At 56.0% G+C, this 12,755-nt stretch carries 7 protein-coding genes and 3 pseudogenes; 7 read left to right on the top strand and 3 right to left on the bottom strand.

All coding sequences use genetic code 11. The features are described from left to right. The first annotated feature begins 81 nt into the window (after window positions 1-81). A pseudogene (locus CES87_RS19235) lies at window positions 82-692 on the top strand (hypothetical protein). Between the two features lie 83 nt (window positions 693-775). Here CES87_RS19235 and CES87_RS19230 read toward each other — a convergent pair. Further along, on the bottom strand, window positions 776-2,227 hold the full coding sequence (locus CES87_RS19230) for a sensor domain-containing diguanylate cyclase (protein ID WP_256590983.1): 1,452 nt from the start codon (window positions 2,225-2,227) through the stop codon (window positions 776-778). Between the two features lie 404 nt (window positions 2,228-2,631). On the opposite strand from CES87_RS19230, the gene CES87_RS19225 reads away from it, so the two are divergent. From CES87_RS19225 to CES87_RS19200, 5 genes and pseudogenes are all read left to right on the top strand, one after another. Then, window positions 2,632-3,252 (top strand): TetR/AcrR family transcriptional regulator, encoded by a 621-nt coding sequence (locus CES87_RS19225; protein ID WP_128607346.1) that lies wholly within the window; start codon window positions 2,632-2,634, stop codon window positions 3,250-3,252. A gap of 176 nt (window positions 3,253-3,428) precedes the next feature. Then, entirely contained in the window at window positions 3,429-4,547 is a 1,119-nt protein-coding gene (locus tag CES87_RS19220; RefSeq protein WP_128607345.1) for an efflux RND transporter periplasmic adaptor subunit, read from the top strand. Beyond that, complete coding sequence (locus CES87_RS19215; RefSeq protein WP_128607344.1) at window positions 4,544-7,609, top strand: efflux RND transporter permease subunit; 3,066 nt, start codon at window positions 4,544-4,546, stop codon at window positions 7,607-7,609. The genes CES87_RS19220 and CES87_RS19215 overlap by 4 nt, the downstream gene beginning before the upstream one ends. A gap of 2 nt (window positions 7,610-7,611) precedes the next feature. Beyond that, complete coding sequence (locus CES87_RS19210) at window positions 7,612-8,883, top strand: OmpP1/FadL family transporter (protein ID WP_128607343.1); 1,272 nt, start codon at window positions 7,612-7,614, stop codon at window positions 8,881-8,883. A gap of 168 nt (window positions 8,884-9,051) precedes the next feature. After that, a pseudogene (locus CES87_RS19200) lies at window positions 9,052-9,534 on the top strand (12-oxophytodienoate reductase); the annotation flags it as partial. A 556-nt stretch (window positions 9,535-10,090) separates the two neighbouring features. Here the strand turns inward: CES87_RS19200 and CES87_RS33350 are convergent. Continuing rightward, window positions 10,091-10,255, bottom strand: a pseudogene (locus CES87_RS33350) (transposase); the annotation flags it as partial. A gap of 464 nt (window positions 10,256-10,719) precedes the next feature. Here CES87_RS33350 and CES87_RS19185 point away from each other — a divergent pair. After that, window positions 10,720-11,628, top strand: coding sequence for a LysR family transcriptional regulator (locus CES87_RS19185; protein ID WP_128607342.1), 909 nt, complete (start codon window positions 10,720-10,722; stop codon window positions 11,626-11,628). A 37-nt stretch (window positions 11,629-11,665) separates the two neighbouring features. Here CES87_RS19185 and CES87_RS19180 read toward each other — a convergent pair whose 3' ends face one another. Next, on the bottom strand, window positions 11,666-12,754 hold the full coding sequence (locus CES87_RS19180; RefSeq protein WP_128607341.1) for an alkene reductase: 1,089 nt from the start codon (window positions 12,752-12,754) through the stop codon (window positions 11,666-11,668). Window position 12,755 lies beyond the last annotated feature (1 nt).

Genomic DNA, 12,755 nt, shown 5'->3' with positions numbered 1-12,755 from the left:
CAGCGACGAGGTGATTGAAGCCTTGGCATCCATGCCGACAGCAGCTTTGGACTTTCGGCTTTTTGGGATGATGCCTACACCTTGCATCACCTGACTTCGGACGCCATTGAGATATCCAGTATCTATCAGGCCTGTTTACGTCACGGGCACCCGGATCGAGCCCTGGTTTTGGCTCCACCTCGAAGATAACGTTCGCCGGAGCCGGTCTCGCATTGTTTGGTTCGTCCAAGGCCAACGTCGAGTGGTGGCTAAGCCACGCCGCGATCAGAAGTGTCGGACCGGATAAGCTGAATCAGCTACGCCACGTTCGCTATCTGAAGGATCTCGATGGGTTGAAAGCGCTGATGGACGGGCATCGAAAACTGCTTGCTCCGCGATTTTCAGCGGTACTTCATCAATTGGATTCCAGCCTTCGCCCATTTGAATTTGCTAGCTGGAGCAAACCCAAGGGTGGTTACTTCATCAGTCTGAATGTCCTTCCTGGTACCGTAAAACGTGTCGTAGTGCTCGCGCGATCGCTAGGAGTCAATCTGGCCCCGGCAGGTTCGTGCTATCCGCGCGGTCACGATCCTCTCGATCAGCATTTGCGTATCGCCCCCTCATCACCGGGATTGACTGACCTGGAGGTGGCCACTCAGGCGATCTGTACCTGTGTATTGCTCGCCGCCTGCGAAAGACTGATATCCAAGTGATATCGAGCAGTCGTTGCAACCCGGCGATGTGGAATGGGAGAGCGGGGGTATCAGACGCTATGCACTGCGCCACCTAACCATCGCTATCTTCCTGAAGTACTGTGCGCGACGTTAAGTTCTTCCTCCTCCTTTGCCGGTGCAGTGCTCATTCGATTTCTACCCTGAGACTTTGCCAGGTAGAGCGCACGGTCAGCCCGATTGATCAAGGTCTTTTCATTGTGATCGCTATCGTGTGGGGCACAAGTCGCCAGCCCAAGACTGACAGTCACGATCCCGAAAGGGCTGCAAAGGTGCTGAAGTCGCTCATCGGCAATACTGCGCAAAATTGCCTCGGCAACCGATCGCGCTCCTGACTCATCCGTATTCGGCATCACCACAGCAATTTCTTCGCCGCCATAGCGCGCCGTCATGTCACCTGGACGACGCACACAGCGCTGGATGGACTGACTGATAATGCGCAGGCATTCGTCTCCGGCAAGATGCCCATAGTGATCGTTGTAACGTTTAAAAAAATCTACATCGACCAGGATCAGAGACAAAGGACTTCCAAGTCGCTTTGCACGCTTGAATTCGACATCCAGAAACTGATCGAGATACCGTCGGTTGGCTAGACCTGTGAGCTTGTCCTCGCGGGCGAGAATCTCCAGCGAATGGTTAAGTTCGATCAATGCGGTCTGTGCAGTGCGCAGTTTTTTCTCGGCCCCAATACGACGACTGATATGAGAGATCAACCTTCGGCCCAAAGCGACCAACAGCCCCAACAGCAATGCCACTACCGCGGAGAATTGTTTTGTTTGGGTCCACCAGGCTTGCATCGCCTCGCTCTGGCCTAAGGCAACAGTCGTCACCAGGGGATATTGATCACTTCGCTTGAACGCATAGATCCGATGTATGCCATCGACTTTTGAAGCAAAGGCCACGGTCCCTGACGATGTGCTACGCAAATGCTGGGAGAATATGGGGGCCCGCGACAGGTCGCGACCGATATCCTCGTCATGGAAGGGAAACCGTACCAGCAGATGCCCGTCGGAGGAGGTCAGGCTGATCGCACCGAACTGGCCTACGTGAATGGTTCGATAAAGTTTGAGAAAATGTTCGAGGCTGATGGTGACAGCGATCACACCGGCAAAATCTCCATTCGGATGATCGATACGTCGGCTGACCGAAATCACCCAGGCGCCGGTGGCGCGACTGAGAATCGCCGGACCGATGAAAACACCGCGATCCCGATTGTCGCGGTGATGTTTGAAGAACTCACGATCAGCGTTGTTGGTCTGAGTCAAGGCCGGCATTTCGCTCGAAAACGTCCAGTTCCCTTGGGCGTCATACAGCACCACGCTGTTCAATTGCGCGAGCGCATTCATCTCCTGCGCCACCAGTAATCTCAAACGTTCGAGCTGCTGCGGACCAGTCCCGTCTTTTTCGATCCTTTCTGTCAAGCCAAGCAGTACCAGCTCACTTTGCTTGAAGGCGCCCTCGGTATAAGTATTGAGAGCGTTTGTCAGATTCACGATGTCGGTTTCGATATCACTCAAGGTGCTTTCCCGAGCCGTCCATATCTGCCACGCAGTCAATAGCACCACGGATATACACACCAGGGCAGTCAGCAAAGTAGCCAGTCGAAGATCGCGTTTCAAGAAAGTACCGATGTTGGTGAATACACATTCATCAAAAGCGGGCGCAGTATAAACGCCTTCGAACCGCCCTAATAACCGGAATGAAAGCTATTGCCCCGACATTTTTTCACCACGAGGACTGAGATAACGTTGGGTTAAGCAAATGCTTTCGGTTTCACCGAAAAATAATGAGTTGGTGCGTTTTTGATTGGCATTCATTTTCGAGTGCGCAGGAACAGCTGCGGGCCGGGCGGGCAAGGTGTGACTACATTACAATCGGGTCACGAGTTGTCAACCCTCCTCAGGGTGCGTAATCTAATCTCATGAACCAGTCATCATTCTCTTCGCCCAACGCCCGTGGCCCAGCCGATCACGACATTCGAGACCAAATTGTCGCGGCGGCCAACCAACACTTCAGTCAATACGGCTACAGCAAAACCACGGTTTCCGACCTGGCCAAAGCCATCGGTTTTTCCAAGGCCTACATCTACAAGTTCTTCGATTCGAAGCAGGCGATTGGTGAGGCGATTTGTGGAAATTGCCTGGCGCAAATCATTGTGGCCGTCGAGCAGGCCGTCCATGTGGAGGGTATCTCGCCCACTGAGCGCTTTCGGCGGCTGGTCAAAACCCTGATCGCCAAGGGTGTAGACCTGTTCTTCAATGAACGAAAGCTCTACGACATCGCCGCGTTTGCCGCTTCTGAGAGCTGGCCCAGTTCGCAAGCCTACGATGCGCGGATCAAGAGCTTCGTGCAGCAGATCGTGCGAGAGGGACGGGAACTGGGTGAGTTCGAGCGCAAGTCACCGCTGGACGACACAGTCGAGTCGATCCATCTCGCGTTACGGCCCTTTATCAATCCGCTGCTGTTGCAGTACAACCTTGATGTCGTTGATGAAGCGCCCGGGCTCATTTCCAACCTGATCTTGCGCAGCCTGATGCCTTGATCGACCTGGCTCACAGGCGCATTGCGAACCCGCTTTAGTGCCAACCTCTAAAATCTGATCTCAAACTTCTTTGCGGTGCTCTGATCAACAGAGCACCGTTCATTTACCCGATTTGTGACCATTGACTTAATTGGTCACTTGAATAAGCATGGCGCATCTGCTTTCAAGAGGTCTTTATGATCCAGCGCCGCCTGCCATTCATTCTCATTGGCTTATTGCCGTTTGCGTTAGCCGCTTGCAATGAATCAACGCCTGTAGATCCTCGCCTCCAGGTGCCTTTGGTGCGTGTAGGTACGGTTCAAGCCTCTGTACCCGCAGCGCGTGTATTCACGGGCACCGTCGCTACTCGCGTTCAGAGCGATCTCGGTTTTCGAGTTTCCGGGAAAGTCTCGGAACGGTTGGTGGATACCGGGCAGGGCGTCAAGCGCGGGCAACCCCTCATGCGAATCGATGCTAACGATTTGACGCTGACCGCGCGGGCCCAGCAGGAAGTGGTGCTGGCCGCCATGGCCCGAGCCCGACAGGCCGGCGATGACGAGCGTCGCTACCGCGCCTTGGTATCGACCGGTGCTGTATCTGCTTCAGCTTACGCAGGGTTCAAAGCAGCGGCCGACACGGCTACAGCGCAACTTAACGCAGCCAAGGCCCAGGCGGATGTGGCAAAAAACGCCACAGGTTATTCGACGTTGCTGGCCGATGCCGACGGAGTTGTTGTGGAGACTTTGGCAGAGCCCGGCCAGGTGATCAGCGCAGGTCAGGCAGTAGTCCGTGTGGCCCATTCCGGGCAGCGCGAGGCGGTGATCCAATTGCCCGAAACGCTTCGTCCCGCGCTGGGGTCGTTGGCGACGGTGGAGCTGTATGGGCAAAACCAATCTGCCGGCAGTGCGCGTTTACGCCAGCTGTCTGACTCAGCTGACCGGCAAACCCGTACATTCGAGGCACGCTATGTGCTGGAGGGCACCCTTGCCAACGCCACGTTGGGTTCAACCATCTCGGTTGTCATTGCCGGTACGCCCGCTACCGACGCCAAAGAATTACAAGTGCCTGTCGCTGCCCTTTACGACGCGGGTAAAGGGCCTGGAGTTTGGGTCGTTGGGGGCGAACCTGAGCAGGTGACATGGCGCCCTGTCACGTTCCTTGGTCTTAGCAGTGCGGAGACCGCTCGTGTGATGGGCAACCTCCAGCTCGGCGATCGTATTGTCGCGTTGGGCGCTCACCTGTTAAGTGAAGGGGAGCGGGTCAAGTCTCAAACGGCCGTCAGCGCTCAGGCACCGGTGGCCGAGGTGCGCCGATGACCGGGTTCAATCTGTCCGCACTGGCCGTGCGTGAGCGTTCGATCACGCTGTTTTTGATCCTGCTGATATCCATAGGAGGGCTGTATGCCTTCTTCAAACTAGGGCGGGCTGAAGATCCTGCCTTCACCATCAAACAAATGACGGTGGTCACTGCATGGCCTGGTGCGACGGCTCAGGAGATGCAGGACCAGGTGGTTGAAAAGCTGGAAAAGCGCATGCAGGAACTGCGTTGGTACGACCGGGCCGAGACCTTCACCCGACCGGGACTTTCGCTCACCACCGTTTATCTGCTCGATAGCACGCCACCTTCCGCCGTCCCGGAGGAGTTTTACCAGGCACGCAAGAAAATCCTTGATGAGGCGGCGGGCTTGCCGTCCGGAGTGATCGGTCCGATCGTCAACGACGAATATGCCGATGTCACCTTTGCTCTTTATGCGCTCAAGGCCAAGGGCGAGCCACAACGGTTGCTGGTGCGCGAGGCCGAGTCTTTGCGCCAGCAACTGCTGCACGTGGCGGGCGTGAAGAAGGTCAACATAATCGGCGAGCAGTCCGAGCGCATTTATGTCGAGCTGTCATACGAGCGTCTGGCGACGCTGGGTATCGGCGCACGAGACATCTTCAGCGCGTTGAACGCGCAAAACATGATGACTGCGGCAGGTTCGGTTGAGGCTAAGGGACCACAGGTTTTCATCCGGCTCGATGGCGCGTTTGATGACTTGCAAAAGATTCGCGACACGCCGCTTGTCCTTCAGGGCAGAACACTCAAATTATCCGATGTGGCCGAGGTCAAGCGCGGTTACGAGGAACCCTCCACGTTCAAGGTGCGCAACAACGGCGAGCCCGCATTGCTGCTCGGTATTGTGATGCGCGACGGCTGGAATGGCCTTGATTTGGGTAAGGCGCTCGCAGCCGAAACAACCTCGATCAATGAGCAAATGCCGTTAGGCATGACGTTGACCAAGGTCACCGATCAGGCGGTGAACATAGAGGCGTCCGTCAACGAATTCATGATCAAGTTTTTCGCGGCGCTGGGCGTGGTGCTGCTGGTGTGTTTTCTCAGCATGGGCTGGCGTGTCGGTATCGTCGTCGCCGCGGCAGTGCCGTTGACCCTGGCCGCAGTGTTCATTGTGATGGCCGCGACAGGTAAAGACTTTGACCGCATCACGCTTGGGTCGTTGATTCTGGCGCTGGGGCTACTGGTGGACGATGCGATCATTGCCATTGAAATGATGGTGGTGAAAATGGAGGAGGGCTATGACCGAATCAAAGCCTGCGCTTATGCCTGGAGTCACACCGCCGCCCCTATGTTGTCGGGCACTCTAGTCACGGCTATCGGCTTTATGCCTAACGGATTTGCCAAATCAACGGCCGGTGAGTACACCGCCAACATGTTCTGGATCGTCGGCATTGCGCTGATCACCTCCTGGGTGGTGGCAGTCGTGTTCACGCCCTACCTGGGAGTCAAACTGCTCCCGCAGATCAAGGTGCCTGAGGGCGGCCATGCCGCGATTTACGGTACACCCAATTACCTGCGTTTCAGACGCGTGCTGGGTGTGGTTATTCGCCGTAAGGGCCTGGTGGCGATATCGGTCGTGGGCCTGTTCATTGTGGCGATTCTCGGGATGGGCGTGGTGAAGAAGCAATTCTTCCCCACGTCAGACCGGCCTGAGGTGCTGGTTGAGGTGCAGATGCCCTATGGCACGTCAATCGAGCAGACTGATGCGGCCGCGGCCAAGGTGCAAGCGTGGTTGGCTGAACAACCGGAGGCCCGGATCGTCACCGCCTACATTGGCCAGGGCGCGCCGCGCTTCTACTTGGCGATGGCACCAGAGCTGCCTGACCCCTCATTTGCAAAAATCGTTGTGCTGACGGCAAGCCAGGAAGAGCGCGAGGCGCTCAAAATCCGGCTTCGGCAAGCCGTGGCTGATGGTTTGGCGCCCGAAGCCCGAGTACGTGTGACGCAGTTGGTATTCGGTCCTTATTCGCCGTACCCGGTGGCCTTTCGTGTGATGGGACCGGACCTGACAGTGCTCCGCGATATCGCCGCCCAAGTGCGTCAGATCATGGCGGCCAGCCCCATGATGAGAACTGTCAATACGGACATGGGTGAGCGTGCTCCGGCACTCCATCTGAAGCTGAACCAGGATCGTCTGCAGGCATTCGGTTTGACGTCCTCAGATGTTGCCCAGCAGCTTCAGTTCCTGCTGACCGGAGCGCCAGTGACCCAGGTGCGCGAGGACATTCGTTCAGTCCAGGTGGTTGCTCGCTCTGCCGGTGACACACGCCTTGACCCCTCGAAAATCGACGCCTTCACGTTGACCGGAGCGCAGGGGCAAAGGGTGTCGTTGTCTCAGGTCGGGACAGTAGAGACTCGTATGGAAGAGCCCATCCTGCGGCGTCGTGACCGCACGCCGACCATCACCGTACGCGGCGATGTGGCTGAAGGTCTTCAGCCTCCAGATGTATCCAGCGCCGTGATGAAGCAACTGCAAGCGCTTGTTGAACAGTTGCCTAAGGGCTATCGCATTGAGTTGGCAGGGGCGATCGAGGAGTCGGGTAAAGCGAACAAGGCGTTGCTGCCCTTGTTCCCGATCATGATCGCGCTGACGTTACTCACCATCATTATTCAGGTGCGTTCGATGTCGGCAATGATGATGGTGTTCGCTACCGCACCTCTGGGCCTGATTGGTGTGGTGCCGATGCTTCTGCTGTTCCAGCAACCGTTCGGGATCAACGCCCTGGTAGGACTGATTGCCTTGTCGGGGATTTTGATGCGTAACACGCTGATCCTCATCGGCCAGATTCACGCCAATGAGCAAGCGGGCCTGTTGCCTTATGACGCCGTGGTTGAAGCCACGGTGCAGCGCGCCAGGCCAGTCATTCTCACTGCGCTGGCGGCGATGCTGGCGTTCATCCCGCTGACCCATTCGGTGTTCTGGGGAACGCTGGCCTACACCCTGATCGGCGGTACGTTTGCCGGCACAGTGCTGACATTGGTGTTCCTGCCTGCGATGTACGCCCTCTGGTTCAAGATCAAACAGTCATCACCCATAGAGCCATAACAATGAAAAGAATCAGCCTCCAGACTCCGCTTGGCTTCGCTGCTGCGTTCGCATCGGTGCAAGTGTTCGGGAGTGGTTTTGCCCTTAACGAACAGAGTATCAGCGGGATGGGAACCGGGTTCGCCGGTCGATCTTCCTCGGCCGAGGACGCGAGCACCGTTTTTGGAAACCCGGCGGGCATGTCTCGCCTCAAGCACGAACAGGTCAGCGTGGGGGCGGCAACGCTCTTCGCAAAATCTGACATCAGCCAAAGCCACAGCACCTTCGGTGGCAAGCAAGACGGTGACATGGTGCCCGTGACCACGGTACCCATGGGCTATTACGTCAAACCCATCGATGAGCACTGGGCGTTCGGTGTTGGCTTTTACGTGCCATTTGGCTTGATAACCGACTACGGCAGCGATTTTGCGGGTCGTTATTATGCGAATAAAAGCGAGGTTACGACGCTGACGTTCCAGCCCACGGTCAGCTATGCCTTTAACGATAAGGTGTCGATTGGATTCGGCCCAACCATCAACCGTATAAGCGGTGAGTTATCCGCGATGGCCCCTAACGCCTTTAGTCCCGGTACCAACGATGGCAAGGTCAAGAGCAGTGGGGACGATACGGCCTTGGGTTTCAACGCCGGCGTGCTGGTGCAGGCGACGCAAAGTACACGATTGGGCGTGGCCTACCATTCAAAAGTCAGTTACCACCTGGACGCAAAAACCAAGGTTACGAACGGGACCTTTAGCCTGCTGGGCCTCAGCGGTCAGAGTTATGACGCCTCGTTGGATGTTGATCTTCCCGAGTCGGTAGATTTATCAGTAACCCATCAACTCACTGACAACTGGACCCTATACCTGGGCAGCACCTGGACGCGCTGGAGTCGCTTCAAAGCGCTCACGATTGAAAACACAGGATTACCGGCAGTACTGCGTAACTCGTTGAGCACGGTGACCGAAGAGGAAAACTGGCATGACACTTGGGCCCATGCCGTCGGCACAGCGTATCAACTCAACAAGCAATGGGTGCTGCGCACCGGTTTGTCCGTGGATCAGTCTCCCACCAATAACACTAACCGGTCGCCGCGCATTCCTACGGGTGATCGAACAGTCTTCAGCCTGGGGGCGGGCTGGACACCAGTCGACAATGTCACGGTCGACTTTGCGTATTCCTATTTGTGGGAAGAAAGCGTGAAGGTCAATGATGTTTCAGCAACCAGGGGGGCTTACAGCTCCAAATACAAAAATAGCGCTAATGGTTTCGGCACGTCGCTGACGTATCGTTTTTGACCGGTGAGCAGCCATTTGGTCAAAGGATTAACGATTTTATCTATCCACTTCGGCTGCCCTCACAGGCAAGTCAGCACTTAGCTGCTTGCACGGTCATTTCGCCTGCGCCGCCTCGTCAAATTGCAACCGAGCCGCTTCAACTTCGGGCAATTTGGCGAGCGTCCATTTCGTCAGGCGGTCGGCCCTGAATTCCCGATCATCATGCGCGTCAGCCAGTGGAAGCAGCAGGACTACGGAGTGCGCGTCGCTGAAACGCCTGCGGTGATGGAGGACTGGCTGCTGCCGCTGGTCGAGGCCGGTGTCGACGTCTTGCACTGCTCGCAGCGACGCTTCTGGGAACCTGAGTTCCCCGAGATTGACGGCGATAATGGTCTTAACTGCGCGGGATGGGCGAAGAAAGTGACGGGGGCCACGACCATTAGCGTTGGTTCGGTTGGCCTGGATAACGACGTGACGAATGCGTTCGCCGGCAAGGGATCAGCTCCTGCGAGCCTGGACCGGCTCGTCGAGCGCATGGAGCGAGAAGAGTTTGACCTGATCGCTGTCGGTCGCGTCCTGCTCAGTGACCATGATTGGGTAACGAAGGTCGAAAATGGCGACTATGCAGAGTTGAACGGATTTAACGCTGCCTCTTTAGGCGAGTTGGTTTAAGACCTGCGGCTCAAGCTGCACTTTGACTTCCGTGTAACGTGTGTGAAAAGCGGCCAGGGCCGGGCCGATGTGTCGCCTTCGTCGGTCAGGCTCACGCTGGCAGAGCGATACGCGACCTCCGTCGAAGGCCGCATGAGCATTTCACAGACTGTCCGGATCCCCGAAAAACATTTTGACTGGGCTCTAGGGCGGTAGTTTCAGGCGATAAAAAACTAGTTATGCCCCCATTTTTGCCCCCAGTCGCCCGCCGGTATCCCCGATCTCGGCGGCTTGATCCTGGGTGGCGTCCTCAGCCTTCTGGGAAGGCAATGTTATGGATTGAATGAATAGCTCGGAAAGATAGCCGATGTTCTGCCTCATCTCTGAAAACGGTAGAGGTTTACTCACCGGATCCGCATTGAGGTCTGCATGTCTGGCACCGAGTCGGAGGAAATCCAACGCGGCATACCGCGCTCGCGGTTGGTTGTGTTACCAGAATGTGGACACCTGCCGCCGTTGGAATATCCAGAGTTAACGACGCAACTGCTTGGAGAGTGGCTGCAGGATTAGTCGCTTCCAAGCGCGAGGGAAACTCCTGCGCCTGGCTGGTCAAGTAGTCAAAAAGGATCACAGGCTGATTCGGTGACTCGCCGGTTTGCGCCTACACGCAGGATTGGCTGCTCGGTTCTCGACCAGGCTCTTACAGCACTTGCACACGTGTTTCGTCGCAGTGGGCGACGCGCTTTCCAGAAGTCGATCCCGCATCCTTCGGCATGTTTGATCAGCGTTAGCGCTAAATAGCTCCGAAGCCTCAATACACCGTCCGCAGCGGGCAGGACCGGTGATCAAGTCCATTTGTGCCATCGCGGCATCTCTGAAATTCCATCTTATCGCATTTCCCTGGCTCCCGGAAACCCCTAATTTAGACGCCTACGCATGTAATTGATGGATGAGAGATGTTCTTCAAGTAGCGCTCTACCACTGTTGATCAACGAAGCGAAGCGCTTGGCGTCCGGATGTGGAATGCCCCTAAAGGCTGTGAAGACGTAATGGCAGCCTCGTAAATTGAGTATGCGGTTAACGCGCATGAATTGATTCAGGGAATGATCGAAAAATATGCCTCACATGGAATACCATTTTGGTTCTGCCGTCTTATATGGTCTTTTAATTAAATGTCTATGGGTTTCATATTAAGAGAGCGCAGTAATGATCAGATTTAACGACCTAGCCATCTTTGTGCGTGTGGCAACAGTTGACAGTTTCTCCGCCGTGGCCAGGGAAATGGATCTCTTTCCTGCTCAAATCAGCGCCGCTATCAAACGCTTGGAGTGCGAACTTGATACGCGCCTGTTTGCGAGATCAACACGAAGTCTGCGCCTTACCGCAGAGGGCGAGCGTTATCTGCCTTATGCTCGGGATGTCCTGAATACGCTCAGCGAGGGTAGAGCCGGGTTACAGCAGGACGATCTGAAACTCCATGGGGTTTTGCAGATCGCCAGTGCCTCAGATTTCGGGAGAAATGTGTTGCTTCCCTGGCTGATCGATTTTCGACGAGACAACCCTGGCCTGGTGCTCCGAGTGATGTTGTCCGATAGCGTCTCGGACATCTTTCGCGATCCCATAGACGTGGCCGTCAGGTATGGCACGGTACAAAACGCCGACTTTATCTCGTTGCCCTTAGTGCCTGGCAATCGCCGCGTACTGGCTGCATCGCCGGCTTATATAGCGCTGCACGGGCGGCCCAAGTCCGTGGAAGACCTTAAGACTCATGCGTGTCTTCGCTTCCATATGAATGGAAAACTCTACGACAGATGGATATTTCCCAAGTTGCCGGAGAGTGACTTCGTTATTGTAAACGGCCCTGTTCTAAGCGATGACGCAGACGTCATTCGACGATGCGCCATCGCGGGGGAGGGGATTTTGTACAAATCATGGATGGACGTTTGTGAAGATGTAAGTGCCGGTCACTTGGAGGTATTACTGCCTGAGGTTGCAGGTGAGCTTTATCCTTTAAGTTTCGTCTGCCCGCATAGGAAGCAGTTCACTCCGGCACTTCGTTTGCTCTATGCGTACTTGAAAGATAAGTGTGAGTCGCTTCTGGTGACGCACGCCTAGGCGTGCAAAACGACACCACACGCCGCTCCTACCTGTTTCAACCTAGCTGCAAAGAAAGCCCGGGATAGTCGGTGTAGCCTTCCTTCCCCTGGCTGAACCACGTCGAACGATCCTCTTGCGTCAGTGGCAAGCGACTGCGAAGCACCTCTGGCAACTGGGGATTAGCGATAAATGGACGTCCGAACGCGACCGCATCGGCAATACCCGCTTCCACAACTGCCTGGGCACGAGCCGAATCGTAATCTGAGTTAAGGATAAGCGTGCCTTTGAAGGCATTACGAATGATGGCTGCACTTGGAGGGTATTCCGATACGCCAAAACTCCCGTCAGCCGGCGGCTCGCGAAGCTCGAGATGGGCAATGCCGATCTCGGATAACACTTCAGCGGCGTGGATAAACAGAGGCACAGGATTACTGTCCCTCACGCCCTGGTCATGACTGCTGGGGGTTAATCGAACACCCGTCCGATCTGCTCCAACGACTCCCGCGACCGCTTGCGTGACCTCCTTGAGCAGCCTGACTCTGTTTTCAATCGATCCTCCGTATGCGTCGGTGCGAAAGTTGCCACTGTCCCTTAAAAACTGATCGATCAGATATCCGTTGGCGGCGTGAATCTGGACGCCATCAAACCCTGCCAGCAACGCATTCCGGCCTGCCTGGGCGAACTCGGCAATCAGCAACGGAATCTCTTCAAGCGGTAGAGCTCGAGCCTGGGAGTACGGTTGTTTCCCTGCGTAGGTATGGGCCAATCCAGGCGCTGTCGTCACCGAGGGGGCTATGGGTTGTGCTCCATCAAGGAAGCTGGGATGAACCACCCGGCCCATGTGCCAGAGTTGAGCGATTATTCGGCCGCCAGCAGCGTGGACCGCGTCGGTGATAAGCCGCCATCCGGCAATTTGTTCAGCGGACCAGAGGCCGGTTGCGTAAGCCCATCCCAGGCCTTGCTGGCTGATGCCTATCGCCTCGCTGATGATAAGACCCGCCGTCGCACGTTGGGCGTAGTAGTCGACCATGATGGGGGTTGGGACGTGATTCTGCGTTCCCCTGGCCCGTGTCATCGGGGCCATGATGATGCGGTTAGGTAACGTTATGGCGCCCAGACGAAGGGGCTCGAATAGTGTGGTCATG

The organism is Pseudomonas sp. ERMR1:02, from assembly GCF_002277815.1.
GTDB lineage: Bacteria > Pseudomonadota > Gammaproteobacteria > Pseudomonadales > Pseudomonadaceae > Aquipseudomonas.
The sequence above is the reverse complement of the archived record's forward strand: the minus strand, read 5'-3'. Positions and strand labels throughout refer to the sequence as shown.